Origin of the sequence: Rhodococcus sp. 05-2254-2 (assembly GCF_002259095.1) — a bacterium.
In the GTDB taxonomy this organism is placed as follows: domain Bacteria; phylum Actinomycetota; class Actinomycetes; order Mycobacteriales; family Mycobacteriaceae; genus Rhodococcoides.
This window is the reverse complement of record NZ_NOZJ01000021.1, coordinates 779493-797441: the sequence shown is the minus strand read 5'-3', so window position 1 is coordinate 797441 and position 17949 is coordinate 779493. Positions and strand designations below refer to the sequence as shown.

General features: G+C 64.1%; 21 protein-coding genes. 15 read left to right on the top strand and 6 right to left on the bottom strand.

All coding sequences use genetic code 11. The annotated features are described in order from the left end of the window. Window positions 1-165: 165 nt before the first annotated feature. Window positions 166-1308 (bottom strand): acyl-CoA dehydrogenase family protein, encoded by a 1143-nt coding sequence (locus CH283_RS26615; RefSeq protein WP_068046915.1) that lies wholly within the window; start codon window positions 1306-1308, stop codon window positions 166-168. Window positions 1309-1403: 95 nt separating this feature from the next. Between CH283_RS26615 and CH283_RS26610 the strand changes: the two genes are divergently transcribed. From CH283_RS26610 to CH283_RS26585, 6 genes are all read left to right on the top strand, one after another. After that, window positions 1404-1985 carry a TetR/AcrR family transcriptional regulator gene (locus tag CH283_RS26610; protein ID WP_230074079.1) on the top strand — a complete coding sequence of 194 codons (582 nt, stop codon included), beginning with the start codon at window positions 1404-1406 and terminating at the stop codon, window positions 1983-1985. 79 nt (window positions 1986-2064) lie between these two features. Next, window positions 2065-3084, top strand: coding sequence for an LLM class flavin-dependent oxidoreductase (locus CH283_RS26605; RefSeq protein WP_068046912.1), 1020 nt, complete (start codon window positions 2065-2067; stop codon window positions 3082-3084). 83 nt (window positions 3085-3167) lie between these two features. After that, window positions 3168-3974: a transglutaminase-like domain-containing protein gene (locus tag CH283_RS26600; protein WP_068283468.1), complete on the top strand. Its 807-nt coding sequence runs from the start codon at window positions 3168-3170 to the stop codon at window positions 3972-3974. A 117-nt stretch (window positions 3975-4091) separates the two neighbouring features. Then, a complete protein-coding gene (locus CH283_RS26595) occupies window positions 4092-4262 on the top strand; it encodes a CsbD family protein (protein WP_008718579.1) in 171 nt (56 codons plus the stop codon). A 96-nt stretch (window positions 4263-4358) separates the two neighbouring features. Then, window positions 4359-4619 (top strand): lipopolysaccharide assembly protein LapA domain-containing protein, encoded by a 261-nt coding sequence (locus tag CH283_RS26590; RefSeq protein ID WP_068046905.1) that lies wholly within the window; start codon window positions 4359-4361, stop codon window positions 4617-4619. Beyond that, the gene (locus CH283_RS26585; protein WP_094639779.1) at window positions 4616-4843 is read left to right on the top strand and encodes a hypothetical protein; all 228 of its coding nucleotides are present in this window, start codon (window positions 4616-4618) and stop codon (window positions 4841-4843) included. The genes CH283_RS26590 and CH283_RS26585 overlap by 4 nt, the downstream gene beginning before the upstream one ends. A gap of 50 nt (window positions 4844-4893) precedes the next feature. Here the strand turns inward: CH283_RS26585 and CH283_RS26580 are convergent, their stop codons facing one another. Further along, on the bottom strand, window positions 4894-5199 hold the full coding sequence (locus CH283_RS26580) for a hypothetical protein (protein WP_094639778.1): 306 nt from the start codon (window positions 5197-5199) through the stop codon (window positions 4894-4896). 103 nt (window positions 5200-5302) lie between these two features. Next, window positions 5303-6094, bottom strand: coding sequence for a bifunctional hydroxymethylpyrimidine kinase/phosphomethylpyrimidine kinase (thiD, locus tag CH283_RS26575; protein WP_094639777.1), 792 nt, complete (start codon window positions 6092-6094; stop codon window positions 5303-5305). A gap of 210 nt (window positions 6095-6304) precedes the next feature. Here thiD and CH283_RS26570 point away from each other — a divergent pair, with 210 nt between their 5' ends. The 8 genes from CH283_RS26570 to CH283_RS26535 all read left to right on the top strand — a co-directional run bounded on the left by CH283_RS26570 (window position 6305) and on the right by CH283_RS26535 (window position 12865). Continuing rightward, on the top strand, window positions 6305-6742 hold the full coding sequence (locus tag CH283_RS26570) for an SRPBCC family protein (RefSeq protein ID WP_094639776.1): 438 nt from the start codon (window positions 6305-6307) through the stop codon (window positions 6740-6742). Continuing rightward, entirely contained in the window at window positions 6739-8058 is a 1320-nt protein-coding gene (locus tag CH283_RS26565; RefSeq protein ID WP_255183355.1) for an APC family permease, read from the top strand. Before CH283_RS26570 ends, CH283_RS26565 begins: the two co-directional genes overlap by 4 nt. Beyond that, the gene (locus tag CH283_RS26560) at window positions 8055-9647 is read left to right on the top strand and encodes a phytoene desaturase family protein (RefSeq protein WP_094639774.1); all 1593 of its coding nucleotides are present in this window, start codon (window positions 8055-8057) and stop codon (window positions 9645-9647) included. The genes CH283_RS26565 and CH283_RS26560 overlap by 4 nt, the downstream gene beginning before the upstream one ends. A gap of 156 nt (window positions 9648-9803) precedes the next feature. After that, complete coding sequence (locus CH283_RS26555; RefSeq protein ID WP_094639773.1) at window positions 9804-10160, top strand: STAS domain-containing protein; 357 nt, start codon at window positions 9804-9806, stop codon at window positions 10158-10160. 31 nt (window positions 10161-10191) lie between these two features. Further along, window positions 10192-10581 carry an STAS domain-containing protein gene (locus CH283_RS26550; RefSeq protein ID WP_094639772.1) on the top strand — a complete coding sequence of 130 codons (390 nt, stop codon included), beginning with the start codon at window positions 10192-10194 and terminating at the stop codon, window positions 10579-10581. A 28-nt stretch (window positions 10582-10609) separates the two neighbouring features. After that, a complete protein-coding gene (locus tag CH283_RS26545) occupies window positions 10610-11053 on the top strand; it encodes an ATP-binding protein (RefSeq protein WP_094639771.1) in 444 nt (147 codons plus the stop codon). 15 nt (window positions 11054-11068) lie between these two features. Beyond that, window positions 11069-12328 (top strand): PP2C family protein-serine/threonine phosphatase, encoded by a 1260-nt coding sequence (locus CH283_RS26540; protein WP_082898875.1) that lies wholly within the window; start codon window positions 11069-11071, stop codon window positions 12326-12328. A 135-nt stretch (window positions 12329-12463) separates the two neighbouring features. Continuing rightward, window positions 12464-12865, top strand: coding sequence for a LuxR C-terminal-related transcriptional regulator (locus CH283_RS26535; protein ID WP_068046879.1), 402 nt, complete (start codon window positions 12464-12466; stop codon window positions 12863-12865). A gap of 26 nt (window positions 12866-12891) precedes the next feature. Here the strand turns inward: CH283_RS26535 and CH283_RS26530 are convergent, their stop codons facing one another. Next, window positions 12892-13827, bottom strand: coding sequence for an MBL fold metallo-hydrolase (locus tag CH283_RS26530; RefSeq protein ID WP_094639770.1), 936 nt, complete (start codon window positions 13825-13827; stop codon window positions 12892-12894). Between the two features lie 2 nt (window positions 13828-13829). After that, window positions 13830-15494 carry an FAD-binding dehydrogenase gene (locus CH283_RS26525; protein WP_094639769.1) on the bottom strand — a complete coding sequence of 555 codons (1665 nt, stop codon included), beginning with the start codon at window positions 15492-15494 and terminating at the stop codon, window positions 13830-13832. A gap of 98 nt (window positions 15495-15592) precedes the next feature. Here CH283_RS26525 and CH283_RS26520 point away from each other — a divergent pair, with 98 nt between their 5' ends. Further along, window positions 15593-16795 (top strand): helix-turn-helix domain-containing protein, encoded by a 1203-nt coding sequence (locus CH283_RS26520; RefSeq protein WP_094639768.1) that lies wholly within the window; start codon window positions 15593-15595, stop codon window positions 16793-16795. Window positions 16796-16893: 98 nt separating this feature from the next. On the opposite strand, the gene CH283_RS26515 is transcribed toward CH283_RS26520, so the two are convergent. Beyond that, window positions 16894-17793 carry a 3-hydroxyacyl-CoA dehydrogenase gene (locus CH283_RS26515; RefSeq protein ID WP_082898876.1) on the bottom strand — a complete coding sequence of 300 codons (900 nt, stop codon included), beginning with the start codon at window positions 17791-17793 and terminating at the stop codon, window positions 16894-16896. Window positions 17794-17949 lie beyond the last annotated feature (156 nt).

Here is a 17949-nt window from a genome sequence, read left to right as displayed (position 1 = left end):
GTGGACCTTGTCCACCGCTGCCTCACCGGACGGAATCTCCGCAACCGCGAGACGTTTACGAAGATCGGCCAATTTACCCGCAGTGGTATGGATATCGGGTTCGGTCGTGGTCATGAAGGTGTCCCCTACGGTTGCTTGTTCGGGCGTGTCGAGTGGGTTCTGATGTCAGCTGGTTGCGAGCGATCGGGCGATCACCAGACGCTGAATCTGGTTGGTGCCCTCGAAGATCTGGGTGATCTTGGCGTCGCGCATGTATCGCTCGACGCGGAAGTCGCGGGTGTAGCCGTAGCCGCCGAAGACCTGCACCGCGTCGGTGGTCACCTTCATGGCCGCATCGGTGGCGATCAGCTTTGCCACGGAAGCGTTGCGCGAGTAAGGAAGTCCGGCGTCACGCCGACGGGCGGCGTCGAGGTAGGTGGCGCGAGCGGAGTCCACTGCGGCCGCCATGTCCGCCAATACGAAACCGAGGCCCTGGTGGTCGATGATCTTCTTGCCGAACGCCGTACGCTCCTGGGCGTACTTCACCGCGTCGTCGAGTGCCGCCTGGGCGATTCCCACTGCTACAGCGGCGATTCCGAGCCGTCCGGCGTCGAGCGCGCTGAAGGCGATCTGCAGCCCCTGCCCCTCCGCACCGATTCGCCACTCGGTGGGGACGTGCACGTTGTCGTAGTGCGCCGAGGTCGTCGGGACGGCGTGCAGCCCCATCTTCTCCTCGGGCCTACCGAAGCTCAGGCCGTCGGTTCCGTCCGGAACGAGGAAGCACGAGATTCCCTTGGATCCTTCACCTGTTCGGGCGAACAGGTTGTAGAAGTCCGCCACTCCACCGTGCGTGATCCACGCCTTCGAACCGTTCACCGTGTAGCCGCCCTCGGTCGGGGTGGCCTTGCAACTGAGTGCGGCAGCGTCCGAACCGGCCTGCGCCTCGGACAACGAGTAGGCGCCGATCTGTGCCCCACCGAGCATGTCGGGAAGCTTGTCGGCTTTCTGTCGGTCGGTACCGAAGGCCATCACGGGATAGCAGGCCAGACCGTGCACGCTCACTGCAACGGCCACTGCCGCCCAGCGCGACGCCAGTTCTTCGAGGACCTGGAGGTAGACCTCGTACGGTTGGCCACCACCGCCCCATTCCTCCGCGTACGGCAGGCTCAGCAGTCCTGCCTCCCCCAGGGTGGCGAACACATGGTCCGGGTACGCCTCACGCCGCTCGTGATCGTCGACGATCGGGTCGAGCACCTTGTCTGCCACGTCGCGGGTCAGCGCGATGAGGTCGCGCGCTTCGGCAGTGGGCAACAGACGATCGACGGGCACGTGAAAAACCTCCGGGAAGTTCGGATCAGTACTGCCGGATGATCCGCAGTACTGATGCACAGTACTGCACAAGGCGATGCAGTACCATCCCTGATGTGAACGCACCCGTGACCTCGCATGCCACGGCACGCCGTTCCGAGCTCTTCGACCAGCTCGTGAGCCTGTTTCTGGCAGAGGGCTTCGCCCACCTGACGCTCGACACCATCGCTGCCCGCCTCCGATGCTCCAAGTCCACGCTGTACACACTGGCGTCGAGCAAGGATCAACTCGTCGGCGGCGCCACAGTGCACTACTTCAAGTCCATGACCACCCAGGTCGAGAACGCGGTCGCCGAGGTGGACGGCACCCGCAATCGCATCACCACATATCTCACCGCCGTCGGCGCAGCCCTGGAATCGGCGTCCGAGCAGTTCATGACCGATTTGGCATCTCTCGAATCCGCTCGTTCGGTGTACGAGCGCAATACCGCGATCGCCGCTCGGCGTGTTCAGGAGTTGATCAGCGAGGGCGTGGCCAGCGGTGAAGTACGAGACGTGCACGCCGCATTCGTCGGCGATGTCGCCTCCTCGGTCATGGTGCGCATCCAGACGCGTGAGGTGTTTCGCCTGACGGGGTTGAGCGACGGCGACGCCTATCTCGAATTGGCGAAGCTCTTGACCGCCGGAATCGGTGCCTAGCCGGAGCCGGGAATGAATCCACCTCGACACACGCTGCAGTACAGTGAACTTAGTTGATCCTTCAACGAAAGAGCGCGTGATGAAGAAGATCGGATTCTTGTCCTTCGGACATTGGTCGGCATCCCCACAGTCGCAGACGAGGTCCGCGTCGGACGTGCTGCTGCAGTCCATCGACCTCGCGGTCGCAGCCGAAGAACTCGGTGCCGACGGCGCGTACTACCGCGTCCATCACTTCGCCAACCAACTAGCGTCGCCGTTCCCTCTGCTCGCTGCCGTCGGTGCCAAGACGAGCACCATCGAGATCGGCACCGGCGTCATCGACATGCGCTACGAGAACCCGTTCTACATGGCCGAGGACTCGGGCTCTGCCGACCTCATCTCCGGCGGACGGCTGCAACTCGGCATCAGTCGAGGATCGCCCGAGCAGGTCATCGAGGGTTACCGCTACTTCGGCTACGCACCCACCGATGGCTCGGATCATGCCGATATGGCGCGTGAGCACACCCGCGTCTACCTCGATCTTCTCGAGGGCAGGGGCTTCGCGGAGCCGAATCCACGGCCGATGTTCCCCAACCCACCCGGCCTGCTGCGCCTCGAACCGCACTCTCCCGGTTTGCGTCAGCGCATCTGGTGGGGTGCCGGAACTCGCGAGACCGCCGAGTGGACCGCGCGCCAGGGTATGAACCTGATGAGCTCGACACTGCTGAGCGAAGACACCGGCGTGCCGTTCCATCAACTGCAGGCCGAGCAGATCGAACGTTTCCACAAGACGTGGAGCGATGCCGGCCACGATTTCGCGCCGCGAACGTCCGTGAGCCGCAGCATCTTTCCGATCGTCAGCGATCTCGATCGGGCCTACTTCGGCCGAGAGGGCACCGGCGACGACCAAGTCGGCTACCTCGACGGCGGCAAAGCACGGTTCGGCAAGACCTACGCGGGCGAGCCCGACCGGCTGATCGAGGAACTGGCCACCGACGAAGCGATCGCTGCCGCAGACACTCTGCTGCTCACCGTCCCCAACCAACTGGGCGTCGATTACTGCGCTCACGTGCTCGAGACACTGCTGCGCGACGTCGCTCCCGCCCTTGGGTGGCGTTGATCACCTGCTGAGCAGCGGCGTTTGGCTTCGGTGAACGTGGGTACTGGCAGCAGGTTCACCCACCCCACCTGCCAGGAGTTCCCATGCTCAAACGCGACGTATCCGCGCGCCTCGATGTAGACATCACCGCAGCCACCACGCTCGAATTCCAGATCGCAGTCGCACCGCACCCAGGTACGACGGTCACCGAGTCACTGTCCTTCGTCCTCGACGGTAACCCCATCGAGGCCAAGGAAGTGAGCGGACCGCACGGCAACCGGATCCACGTCATGCCTGCCGACGTCGGCAATCTGCAGGTCTCGTACGACGCCACCATTCTGGGCAACACCACCCCGGCTCCGGTCACCGACTACGACATGTCGCTCTACCTCCGGCCGAGCCGGTACGCCGAAGCAGACAAGTTCTACGGGTTCGCCGCGACCGAATTCGGCGACTACGCGGACTCCGAGGAACTGCTGGCGAAGATCTCCGCATGGGTGGGCGCACGTCTGAATTACGTTCCGGGAAGCAGCGATCCGATCGACGGAGCCGTCGACACACTGCTCGCCGGACAGGGTGTCTGCCGGGACTACTCGCACCTCGTGGTCGCCATGCTGCGTGCGGTCAACGTTCCGGCTCGACTGGTGGCGGTGTACGCACCCGGCTGCGATCCGATGGACTTCCATGCCGTCGCCGAGGCGTTCGTGGGCGGCCAGTGGCGTGTTGTCGATGCCACCTGCCTCGCCCCGCGCTCGACGCTGGTACGAATCTCGGTCGGCCGCGATGCTGCCGACACCGCATTCCTGGACAACCACAAGGGTGCGATCACCCTGAACAGTTCGGTCGTGACCGCCGTGGTCGACGGCGAGCTGCCTCAGGACGACATCACCGAGCTGGTCTCCCTCACCTGATGTTCCGAGCGAACACCGCAGTGATATGAGCTACATCACAGCGGCGTTTGTTTTCGGAGGCGGAAACCGACTAAGTATCCGTTACCAACAATCACAGCCACCTGAAAGGGCAACACCATGAGCTTCATCGACAAGGCCAAGAACGCTGCAGAAGACGCCATCGGCAAGGCCAAGGAGGTTGTGGGCGACGCCACCGACAACAAGGACCTCGAGGCCGAGGGCAAGAAGGACCAGGGTTCGGCAGGCGTGAAGAAGGTCGGCGAGAACATCAAGGACACCTTCAAGTAACCACCCTCCATCACATCGAGTGCCGCCGATCTCGATGATCGGCGGCACTTGCTTTTCACTCCCACTTTTCCTCACACCAGAGAACGGATTCCCCTCATGACCACATCGACAGACACGACCAAGGCCCCCAAGCGACGCGGCGGATTCGCCTCGAAGTTCGCCCTCCTGATCACGCTCGTCCTGGTCGCAGCGCTGGTGATCTTCGTGCTCCAGAACACCGTGCACACCACGATCAACTTCCTGGGTTGGAACTTCGACCTCGGCCAGGGTGTCTCTCTGCTCGGTGCAGCCGTCGTCGGTGCCGTCATCACGCTGACCGCGACCGCAGCGCTCAAGGTTCGACGCGCAGTCCGATGATCCCCCTGCTTGCCCGTAAGTACCTGTACCGCTACCTCGTCGTCGCGATCGGTCTACCCATCCTGGCCCGACTGCTGGCCTTCGCCGGTCAGAGCCTCGAAAAGCGAACAGGAAAGGACAACTTCGTGTCCAGAGGCCTGAAATCGGCCGGCAGATTCGCGCAGAGGCGAGCCGACAAGTCGCAGGGCAAGAAGGCCAGGAACTCCGAGCACGCCCTCCGTTAGGCCGGTCCACGGGTGCGTCGACCAGCTGCGCCGGCCGGCATGGCAAACGGTCAATGACCCGCCGGGTCGGTGAGGGATTTGCCTTCCTTGGCCTTGACACGCTTGCGCTCCAGAAGGACCAGGGCAATCCCGGAGACGAGTAGCACCGGCGCGGCAATGGCCCCGATCCACACCCACCCGGTGAATCCGTAACCTGCCGCGGTGAGAGTGAGACCGAGACTCACCAACGCCACTCCTATACAGATGTACCCGGGCCAGTTGCGCGTGTCGACGATTGCCTCACCCGCATGCCCGCGCGTCGTCCGATCGTCGTCGGTTGCCCCGGCGTCGGATTCGCTCGTGTTCTCGTCTGCCATGTGGATCCTCTCCGGATACGGACCGCTCGTCCCATTCGAGACAAGCGGTTCGTATCGGCTGCCCGCTTGTCACCGGCGGTAAACCTGAGGTCGGATCGGACGATCAGTCGTGCCAACTCACTGCCGCGAACGGAGCGTGGCTGGCGAGTCGGCCGACAATGCCGGCGTGCGCGAAATCCTTGGCCGTCGCGACGGCGTCGAGCACGTCTGCGCCTTTCGCGAGCTCCGCGGTGATGGCTGCGGCGAACACGCAGCCGGCACCCGACACGCGCTCTTCGCCCACCTTGGGGGCGCGCAGCACGGTCAGTTCGGACCCGTCGTAGACGACGTCGACGGCCTCGTCGCCGGGCAGACCTGTGCCACCCTTGACCACCACCAAACGAGGCCCGAGATCGGCGATTCTCTTGGCGGCCTCACCCAGGTCGTGGACGGTGTCGATGGCGTCCATTCCGGACAAGGTCTGCGCCTCGAACAGATTGGGGGTGATCACGGTGGCCAACGGAAGTATCTCGCGCCGCAGGGCATTGTCGGTGTCGAGTGCGGCACCCGGCTCCTGGCCCTTGCAGATCAGGACCGGATCGACGATTACGTGCCGCCACGGCTGCAGGCGCAGCGACGCCGCTACCGTGTCGACGGTGACGGGGGTGCCGAGCATGCCGATCTTGACGACATCGAGATCGTGTGCGGCAGTGGCTACTTCGATCTGATCGGCGATGACCGTGCTGTCGATGGGCACGAATCGGTGCCCCCAGCCCGCCTTCGGATCGAACGAGACGATGCACGTGATCGTGCCGACTCCGTAGACCCCGAGCCGCTCGAATGTCTTGAGATCTGCTTGCAGACCGGCTCCGCCGGTGGCTTCCGAACCAGCGATGACATAGGCGATTGTCGACATGGCCTCAGTATGACAATCGCAGATCGGCACCGACGCGAGTGGTCGCCACGGGATTGGGTCCGGAGGTTTCGGGGCATACGTCGAAGTCGGTGCGTCTCATCGAGCAACCGACGACACCGCGCAGTACATCGACTTCGAGCCCAGGAGTAGCGGAGCACGATCGGAGATCGTGCAATCACGCACAATGACGAGAGTTTCGGAGGCCGAATCGTGCCCACCAGCAGAAATACGTCAGCCACCTGCGAGGACGTCTGGGACGTCCTGGCGAACGGATGGAGTTATGCGACCTGGGTCGTCGGCGCGTCCCGCATCCGCGCTGTCGACGGCAACTGGCCCGCAGTCGGCAGCTCCATTCATCACTCGGTGGGTGCGTGGCCTGCGGTACTCAGTGACGTCACGCGGTCGGTGGGACTCCATGCCGGTCGAGAACTTGTGCTCGAAGCCCGTGCACTGCCGTTCGGAAAGGCCTCGATAACAGTGCGACTGCATCCTCTCGCCTCGGGCTGCCGCATCGAAATCATCGAGCACGCAATCACGGCACCCTTCGATCTGGTCCCGGACCGGGTCCAACATCTTCTGGCGCATCCACGCAACGCCGAGGCGCTGCGCAGGCTTGCACTCTTGGCCGAGCGGTCCACTGCACCGTGAGCAATACCCCACTGCGACAAGCAGTTTCGGGAAAGATGCTGTTCGTTTTCATTCTCGGCGATGTGCTCGGTGCCGGAATCTATGCTCTCGTCGGTGAGATCGCAGGTGAGGTCGGCGGAGCGATCTGGCTCCCCATGCTCGTCGCGCTGCTGATGGCGCTGCTGACCGCGGCGTCGTACGCGGAGTTGGTCACCAAATATCCGAGAGCGGGCGGCGCAGCGGTCTTCGCGCAACAGGCGTACGGCAAACCGATGGTGTCGTTCCTCGTCGGATTCTCCATGCTCGCCGCGGGTGTCACCAGTGCGGCCGGGCTGGCACTCGCCTTTTCGGGCGACTATCTGGGCGTGTTCCTGGACGTGCCTGCCGTACCCGCTGCAGTGGTCTTCCTGCTGTTGATCGGGTTGCTCAACGCGCGCGGCATCACCGAGTCACTCCGCGCCAATCTCGTGATGACGGTGGTCGAGGTGTCCGGGCTGGTCGTCGTCATCGCCCTTGCCGGACTGGTGTTGAGCCGCGGCGACGGTGTGCCCTCTCGCGTCCTCGAATTCACCGACGAGACGACACCGACCTTGGCGGTTCTCGGCGCGGCTCTGCTGGCCTTCTATTCGTTCGTGGGTTTCGAGACGTCCGCGAACATCGCCGAGGAAGTCGAGGACGTGCGCCGGGTCTACCCACGAGCCCTCCTCGGTGCCGTCACCGTGGCCGGTGTGGTGTACGTGCTCGTCGGGCTTGCTGTGTCGACGGTCGTACCTGCCGACACACTGTCGCAGTCCACCGGTCCACTGCTCGAGGTCGTCGCTGCAGCGGATGCCGGCATTCCGCCGTCGGTTTTCGGTCTGATCGCACTCGTCGCTGTCGCCAACGGCGCGTTGCTGACGATGATCATGGCATCGCGGCTGACGTTCGGGATGGCGCGCGACGGTCTGCTCCCCGGAGTGCTCGCCGAGGTTCTGCCGGGTCGCAAGACACCGTGGACTGCCATCGTCGCCACCACAGCTGTCGCGATGGTCCTGGCCACCACCGGTTCTGTTGCGGCACTGGCCGAAACCGTGGTGCTCCTGCTGCTGTTCGTCTTCGTCAGCACCAACGTCGCCGTGCTCGTACTACGCCGAGATCGGGCAGAGACCGACCATTTCCGAACGCCCGCAGCACTTCCCGTCCTGGCGCTGATCACCTGTGCCGTACTGCTGACCCAGCAGTCGGGAGCAACGTGGCTCCGCGCCGGACTGCTTCTTGCGGTAGGCGTAGCGCTGTACTTCGTCGGTACCGTGCTGACCGGCAGGACCAAGACCGAGCAGAGGAGTACATCCCGATGACCACGACCGAAGTAGACGCGATCGTGATCGGCAGTGGCCACAACGGCTTGGTCGCGGCGGCAGCGATGGCAGACGCCGGCTGGGACGTCGTGGTCCTCGAGGCCGCCGAACATCCCGGCGGCGCTGTGCGCAGCGCCGAGCTCGTTCCCGGTTTCACCAGCGACCTCTTCAGCGCGTTCTACCCGCTGGCGCTCGCCTCGCCTGCCATGAAGGCACTCGAGTTGGAAAGCCACGGGCTGCAGTGGTCGCACTCCCCCGCGGTGTACGGCCATGCGCGGTCGCCGCACGACACCGACGCTCCGGTCGTCCACCACGATGTCGAGACCACCGCCGCGCGGCTGTCGGAACACGACGCGCGAGACGGCCGCACCTGGTTGCGACTCTTCGAGCAGTGGGAGCGCATTCGCGAGCCCTTCATGAACTCGCTGTTCGGACCGTTTCCACCAGTAGTCCCCGCGGCCCGCCTCGTCCACGCCTTGGGCGTTCCCGAGACGCTGCGCTTCGCACGATTCGCCGCTCTCCCCGCCCGTGTGATGGCGCACGAACTCTTCCACAGTGAGGCCGCTCGCTGCCTCCTGCTGGGCAACGCCATGCACGGTGACGTCCCGACCGACGCCCCCGTGAGCGGGATGATGGGCTGGCTGCTCACGATGCTGGCCCAGGACGTCGGGTTTCCTACCCCCGTCGGCGGATCCTCTGCGTTGACGTCCGCGTTGATTCGGCGTGGCGCCGCATCGGGTGCGGTGCTGGAGTGCGGTCAGGCGGTCGAGCACATCGAGGTGCGCGGCGGTCGAGCTCGGGCGGTGCACACCGCCGCCGGAGACACGTTTCGGGCGCGCCGAGCGATCGTGGCCGACGTGTCCGCACCGGCGCTCTACGGTTCGCTGCTTCCGTACGACGCCGTGCCGCGCCGTGTGCACGACGACCTGCGCACCTTCGAGTGGGACACCCCTGTGGTCAAGGTCAACTACGCGCTCGATCGTAGAATCCCTTGGAATTCACCGTCTCTGGCCGATGCCGGCACCGTTCATCTCGGTGCGGACGACAACGGTCTCGTGCATTGGGCAGCCGATCTCACGACCGGAGTCCTTCCCGCGAGTCCGTTCATGCTGTTCGGTCAGATGACCACTGCCGATCGGAGCAGATCACCGGAAGGCACCGAAAGCGCTTGGGCCTACACGCATCTGCCGAGAGGCGTCGTCGACGACGCGGCCGCCGACGCCGTGGCTGATCGGGTGGACGAAGTCCTCGACGCCCACGCACCGGGGTTCCTCGATTCGGTCGTCGGGCGGGTCGTACAGCGACCGAGCGATCTGTACGGTGCCGACGCGAATCTGCACGGCGGTGCGGTGAACGGCGGAACCGCACAGCTGCAGCAGCAGTTGATATTTCGACCGACACCGGGTCTGGGTCGATCGGAGACGCCGGTGGAGGGCCTGTTCCTGGGCTCGGCATCGGCGCACCCCGGTGGCGGAGTGCACGGAGCAGCCGGGCTCAATGCCGCCCGGTCAGCGCTCGGCCAGCGAGGTGTCACCGGCTGGGTGAAGAAGAAAGTCACCGGTTCACTCATCGACATGTTGACCCGGTGAACGCCGTTATCGAAGAGAGATCTTTCGTTACCGGTTCGAGACCTTCGCCGGAGTCTTCCGAAATCGGACGCTGACATTGTTGAACCCACAACAACTCAGCGTTTCGTGACCGGAGGGGCACCCGCCGGGAACAATCGCTTCGGGGAAGAGGTAAGCATGTTGACAAGCACCGCAACCATGGAACGCTCCATTCGCGATGACGAGGGCGTATTCCGACTCGAAACTGTCATGGGCTCGAACGGCCACAACACTCTGCGCGCCTTCGGCGAACTGGACATGTCGACTCGAGCCGAATTCGTCCACAGTCTCGACCGGTTGGCCTACGCGTCCGATCAGGTCTCGGTCGATCTGTCGGAGGTGTCGTTCATGTACTCCGGCGTGGCCAACGCGATCATCGACGCCACCTACGTTCATCCCGGCAAGATCGACGTACTCGCACCCGCACGGTCGGTGCGCATGGTCCTGGAGGTACTGGGTGCAGGCGGCCTGTTCGCCGACACGTTTCGATCGTGAATCGGACCGGATAACAGGTAACGTCGAGAACATGCCAGACGAGCCGACCGGAGCAGCCTTCGAGATCGCGGCGGCAGCACACGACGCGACGACCGTCCTCACCGTTCGAGGCGAACTCGATCTCGACACCATCCCGGAACTGTCGGCCGTCGCATTCCCCGCGGCCGACACCGCACGAGGTGGTCTCGTGGTGGACCTAACGGACGTCAGCTTCCTCTCTTCCAGCGCAATCACAGTGCTGGTACGAGTGTGCGATCGACTACCCGATGCCTCGCGCATGGCGCTGGTAGCGGTCGACGGAGTCGTGGTTCGGCCGGTCCAGCTCAGTGGAATCGATCGGGTGATGGCGACCTTCACGACCGTGCCCGACGCGGTTGCCCACGTTCGGTCGGATGCGCTCGATGCAGAGGTCGACCGATGACCGGCCGACACCGAGTCGGGCTTCCGCGATGACCGAAAGCAGTCTCGCTCCCAGTCGTTGGACCCACACCGCGTCGGCCGAACCGGCCGTGGCGACAGCCCTCCGGCGTCGGTTGCACCAGTGGGTCGTCGAACTCGGAGTGAGGAACGATCTGGTGGACGACATCGTCCTCGGGGTCTACGAGGCCCTCGCGAACGTGGTCGAACACGCGTACCACTCGGCGCCCGAGGCCGGGACGATGACGATCACCGCCGCCTACGAACACCGGGCGCTGACGGTGACGATCTCCGACACCGGGACGTGGCGTCCACCGAATCCGACGACCAATCGCAGTCACGGGCTGCAACTCGCAGCCGCGGTGGCCGACGATCTCATGGTCGACCACCGACCCGGTTTCGGCACAATGGTCACTGCTGTATGGACCGACCCGATGACAACCGACCGATCGAGATCCGCCACCCGCTCGTCATGACCGAAGGGAGTCCCCATGTCCGCCACGGCTGCTGATCTACTCGACACTGCACCGTGCGGCGTGTTCTCGGTCGACGTCGCCACCTCGCAAATCCTCTACGCCAACGCGGCCGCCGCGCGGATCACCGCGCGCAGCCGCGAGACGCTCGTCGGAATGTCGGTCACCGATCTGTTCACGGTCGAGTTCGAGCCGATCCTGGCGGCTCTGATGGATGTCGTGTCGACGTCGGAATCGGACTCGCCGGTCGGAGCGGACGCGAAATTGACCGTCGCATCCGATCGACGTGCCGCGATAGCCGTGTCGATCCTGGCCAACAGTCTGCGCACGCCCGAGGGGGCCGTGACGGTGACGATGACGCTGCACAACGAAACCGAACGCCATGTGCGCGAGAAGGATCTGGTCGACGCCCGCCACAACGCGGAGGCCGCCCAGGACGATGCCGAGGCCGCTCTGGACAGATCGCAGGACGCACTGGGGGCCTCGGAAGAAGCACGCAAGCAGGCCGAGGCGGAGAAAACCCAGGTACAGATTCTGGCGTCGACGCTGCAACGCACTCTGCTGCCGCCGATCCTGTCGGCTCCGACGGGCATGAACGTGGCAGCGCACTATCACCCCGCATCCATCGACGAGGTCGGCGGCGACTTCTACGACGTGTTTCCGCTCGACAAACAGACGTGGGGTTTCTTCCTCGGTGACGTGAGCGGTAAGGGCGCGGGCGCCGCCGCCGTGACCTCACTGACCCGGTACACCCTCCGCGCCGCCGCGGTGTTCGACCGCAACCCGATCGCGGTGCTCGACAACCTCAATACCGTTCTGCACCACGAGTTCCACGGAGACGACCCACGTTTCTGCACGGTGGTTTTCGGCACCATCACTCCGGGACCGGACGGCGCAGTGGTGGACCTCGCCAGCGGCGGACATCCGCCGGCACTGCGTATCACGCACGACGCCGTCGTCGACTTCGTCGACACCACAGGTGGCCAGTTGGTCGGAGCGTTGGCCGAGCCGCACTTCGCATCGGCATCGGTGACCCTGCGCCCCGGCGACGTCATGGCGTTCTACACCGACGGATTGACCGAAGCGATCGTCGGACCCGGGCGGACGCGCTTCGACGACGACGGTGGCCTCGAATCCTTCGCTGCGAGAAAGGGTGCTACCACTGCACCGAAGATCGTCGACGATCTCACGTCACTGTTGGCGTCCTTCGGGGACGGCCTGCAGGACGACGTCGCACTGCTCGCCTTCGAGGTACCCCGGCCCGAGGCCGACTCGTAGCAGTTTTACAAGCAAGTAAAGCTTTGTCGACAGCACTCTCCAATACGGTCTTCCACCTCGAACCGCTTGGTGTTGTTTCATGTTTTTCCGCGTGGTCGGATACTCGAAACACCCAAGTCGGACAGTGGGGGATGCATGCGAGAGACGAGTACAGGTCCGTCGACCACGACGAATCAGGCAGCGACCGGTACTGCGATCCACCCGGCGCAGCGATTCGCGCCGCGCCGCACTGCATCGGCCGTACGAGCCAGGACCGCTGCGAACTCGGGCACCGATACGCCTCGGCCACTGCAGGAAGCGCCGAGGTTTGCTGATTCCGGGCTCACCGCGCGTGAAATCGCAGTCCTCGGTGCATGGTTGCGCTGCGACTCCAAACAGGAAGTGTGCGCGGTTCTGCACATCGCGCTCGGCACGGTCAACACCCACCTGTCTCGAATTCGGGCGAAGTATGCCACCGTCGGTCGGGCGGCACCCACCAAGGCCTCACTCGTGGCCCGGGCGCTGCAGGACGGTCTGATCACCCTCGAGGATCTCTGACCGATCTGCACTGAGACGGTCCCGAATCACACTCGGCCTCGGTCGGACCATGGGTCCGCGCGTCGCCACAGGGTCGGCAGTTCGAGGACGATCCCGTCTCGTCGCGCGCAGGCGTCCAGCACATCGATGGAGGCAGACACGTTGTCGAAGGCGTACGCGAGCGCCTGCAGTGGTTCGTCCAGAGACCGAAAGAAGTTGTCCCAGTGCGTCAGTACCACGCGTCGGGCACCGACCGCTGCGACCGTCTCCTGCCAGTACTGCTCGACGAACGCGCGCGGTCGGCGGCCGAGTTGTCCTATCGAGAGGTAGACCACCTCGGCATGGCGACCGTCGAGCATGCCGGACCGGAAACCGGCGCTGCTGTGCACGAGTGCGGTGCGGCCACTCGGAACATGTTCGACGTGCATCGACCATGCCTCCCCGCACCGGTACTCACGCACCCGAGCCGGTTGGGTCAGTGGCCGGTCTATCGTTCCGTGCGCTCGATCCGGATACGAGTGAACCGATTCGACGAACGTGACGGCAAAGCTGCCGTGCGACGTTGTCCCACCGTTCTCGACGACGACGATCCGGTCGTTCGGGAGATCCGAACCCTGCCCGATGAAACCGGTCGAGGAACCGCCGACCAGAACGGCACCGGTGCGCAGCGCTACCGCCGCCGAGTCGAGTGCGTGATCGTAGTGCGAGTGTGCGCACAGCACAGCGTCGAGCGTGGTGATCCCTGCTCTGCGCAGGGCCGCATCGATGCGCCGTATGTCCGACCGCAGCGGTAGGGCAAGGGTTTTCGGAAGCGACGGTCGCGAGAAGAAGCCGTCGGTGAGGATCGCCGATTCGCCGTCGTCGAAGAGCACCGTGCTCACACCGAGGAACGACACCGTCACCGGCGACCGCGGACTCGCCGACGCAGTGGTGGCGATCTCCGTCGGACCCGGCAGCGCGGGACGACCGATTCTCCGGGCCACTCTCACGCTTGCGCAGCGAGCGCTCGTCCGGCCTGCCGACCGCCGAAGATGCACCCACCCAGAAACGTTCCCTCCAACGAGCGGTACCCGTGCACACCGCCGCCACCGAAACCGGCGATCTCACCTGCCGCCCACAAGCCGTCTATCGCCTGTCCGTCGCCGTCGAGGACACGGCCCTGCAGGTCGGTTTGAATGCCGCCCAATGTTTTTCGCGTGATGATGTTCAACCGCACGGCGATCAACGGACCCGATTTGGGATCGAGAATCTTGTGCGGTGAGGCGGTACGCGCGATGCGCTCTCCGCGCGATCGACGCGAATTGTGGATCGCGGAGATCTGCAGGTCCTTGGTGAACGGGTTGTCGACCTCGCGGTCGCGGGCCTCGATCTGCCGCTTCAGATCGGCGAGGTCGATCAGATCGTCGCCGGAGACCCTGTTCATTCCCTGGACGAGTTCGGCGAGTGTGTCGGCGACGACGAAATCCTCTCCGTTCTTCTTGAACGCCTCCACCGGTTCACTGGCACCGGGCAACACCCGGCCGAGAACGAGCTTGAGGTTCTTTCCGGTGATGTCCGGGTTCTGCTCCGATCCCGAGAGTGCGAACTCCTTCTCGATGATCTTCTGCGTCAGGACGAACCAGGAGTACTCGAATCCACTGTCCTGGATGGCTTTCAACGTTCCGAGGGTATCGAATCCCGGAAAGTTCGGAACCGGGAACCGTTGCCCACGCGCGTCGAACCACATGGACGACGGGCCGGGAATGATTCTGATTCCGTGGTTCTTCCAGATCGGATTCCAGTTCTTGATGCCCTCGGTGTAATGCCACATGCGGTCTTTGTTGACCAGACGGCCACCGACTTTCTCGGTGATGCCGAGCATGCGGCCGTCGACGTGTTCGGGGACTCCCGAGATCAGGGACTGCGGAGCTGTTCCCAACCGCGCCGGCCAGTTCTCCCGTACCAGGTCGTGGTTGGCTCCGATGCCGCCCGCCGTGACGAGCACGGCTCCGGCACGCAACTCGAACTCGCCGACCTCGACGCGGCTACTTCCCGAACCTCGCTCCGCGGCACTGGGTTCGAGAAGTGCGCCGCGGACTCCCTCGACTGTGCCGGCACTGACGATGAACTCGTCGACGCGGTGACGAAAACCGAAGCGCACCAACCCTTTGTCGGCGGCCTCACGTACGCGTCGCTCGAACGGCGCAACGACCCCTGGACCGGTACCCCAGGTCAGATGGAACCGCGGAACCGAATTGCCGTGCCCCTCGGCGAGGTAGCCACCACGTTCGGCCCACCCGACGATGGGTACCCACCGCACACCCTGCGCGTGCAGCCAGGACCGTTTCTCCCCCGCCGCGAAATCGAGGTACGCGCGCGCCCACTGGTGCCCCCAGTAATCCTCGCCCGCGGGATCGTCGATGCCGCGGTCGAAGGTCGCGGTTCCGAGCCAGTCCTGCCACGCAAGCTCTGCGGAATCCTTGATGCCCATGCGTCGCTGCTCCGGGGTGTCCACCATGAACAGACCGCCCAACGACCAGAACGCTTGACCGCCCAAGTTCTGCTCGGGCTCCTGGTCGAGGAGCAGCACCCGCTTTCCGGCGTCGGCCAGTTCGGCGGTCGCCACCAGTCCGGCCAAGCCTGCACCCACCACGATCACGTCTGCGTCCATTGCCCCACTGTGCTGTCGTCGGTGCCGGATCTCAAGGAAACTGCCTCAAATGACTATAGGATTTGTCAGATACTGACAAAGAGTGGGGAGGTAGGTCGATGTACCCAGCGCGGGTCGCCGTAGTCGCGAAGATCGAATCTGAGCTGGGCCCCGTCGTCGCATCCGCAGTACACGCGATTCGCGACGCGATCCCGGTCTACCGATCACTGCAGGGTGCGCAGTTGGCCGATGTCGAGGCCATCGCATATTGGTCGCTGAGGCGGTTGATGGCCCTGTGGGCGCATGGCGATCGGACGATCGACGACCGTGACCACAGTAGATTCCGCGCGATAGGTGCCGCGCGCGCAGCGGACGGGCGCCCGCTGGCCGATGTGCTGCGTGCGTATCGAGTCGCGTCGAGCGTGTTCGTTCGGCACGTGACAACCGAGTATCTCGATGTACTCGAACCACCGGACATTGCCGAACTCGGCCTCGGCGTACTCGACGCCATCGACGCAATCTCCGAGGAAATCATCGGCGCGTACGTCATTGCGCGCGAACAGCTCACATCCAACCGTGCGCAGGCGCATGCCGCGCTGCTCGACGACCTGCTTGCTGCCAGACACAACTCACCCGGGACGGTGTCGGATCGTTCGCGCGAACTCGACCTGAAGCTGCCCACGCACCCGAATCTGCTTGTGGTGCAATCGACAGATCCGGGCCGACCCATGTCCGACGACACCGTCGAATCGCTGGTCCTCGCAGTAGGACTCGTTCCGCCGGACCGCACCGCGCCGTCGGGTCAGCGGAGCCACTTGTGCACTCGGCGCGAGCAACGCGCGATCGTGTTGTTGCCACCATCGATCCACCGCGCCGAGGCGGACCTCGCGTGTCGAGATCTGATGCTGCGCGGATGCCTCGTGGAGAGATCCACCATTGCCGGTATCAGCAGTTCGTGGCGACTCGCATCGGAAGCGCTGGACACCGCACCGGATCACGCGTTCGACGACCGGGCACTGCTCGATCAGGGTGACGGTCAGCTGCTGGCACTGCTGACCGCGCGCCCCACCGCGGACACGAGCGAGGTGGTACGTGGCGTGCTCGGTCCGCTGACCGAGGCGGCGAACGAACATATTCTGCAAGGCCTTTCGGCCTTCATCGCCACCGGTACGGCAACGGCTGCCGCCACCCGACTACAGGTACACCCGCAGACTCTGCGCTACCGACTGCGCCGAGCCCAGGAACTGACCGGCCGAGATCCCCGATCTGCGTGGCATCGACTCGCGTTGGACACTGCGATTCAACTCCGGCAACTCGGTTGATCCGGCCTTCGGCAATGCCGGGCACATCGAGAACCCGGACACCCATGCATGGATCCAAACGAGGACTCGTCACCTTCTTGGGACGGTGATCGAGCGATTCAGTTGATGTTCCACGACTCGACAGCATCGAGTCGCCGGCCGTCGGAGTCGTACGTGTAGAAGCCTTCACCGTCCCCGAGACCGGTCTTTCCCGCGTCGATACCCTTTTGCAGTATGTCGGCAAATTTGACCTGATCCTCGCCACCGTGTGCGCGCGCGATGTGTGCAGCGACGTTGAAGCCGACAGTGTCGTATATCTGGAACGGACCGGCGGGTGCCCCGGTGGCTATGCGCCACACGTTGTCGATGTCCGCCGGATTGGCAACCCCGCCGACGTAAAGGTTGGCTCCTGCTTGCAGCAGCGGGATCAGAAGGCTGTTCAGCACGTATCCCGGAATTTCCTTACGGACCGGAACGGGAACGAGACCGATCTCCGACGCAAAGCTCAGTACGATATCGAAGTAGACAGGATCTGTTGCAGCAGTTGCCATCACCTCACCGGTGTTGTACCGCCACACGAGATTGGCGAAGTGCAATGCAAGAAACTTTTCCGGCCGCCCGGTGGCCTCGGCGAAACTGCTGGGCAGTAGTGACGACGAGTTGGTCACGAAGATAGTTTTCGGCGGAGCGGACGCGCCGATATCCGACCAGACCTTCTTCTTCAGGTCGAGATCCTCCGGAACTGCTTCGATCACCAGGTCGGCGTCCGAAACGGCCTCGGCGACGCTGGTGGTGGTCGTGATGGATTCGATGGCCTCGTCGAATCGCTCCTCGTCGAAAGTCTTCAGGTCACGCTTGTAGTATCCGCGCATCCATTCCCAGCGGTCCGGCAGCTTGGCAAGTAATTCGTCGGAAATGTCGTATCCCACAACGGTTTTTCCGTGGTAAGCAGCCTGCATCATGATCTGCGAACCGAGCACTCCGGTTCCGAGTACGGTCACGTTATCGACATCGGTCATGGACGACACACTTCCCTTTATGGAGTCACTGGTTTCCCGCTCTCCAAGTTCTACCGCTGAGCGCGAAGCCATCGTCTCGTGGGGTCCAACAGCGGACGGACTCGACCGACGACGGCGCTTTACACTCCACAGGATCGACGGTTCACGCATACTCGA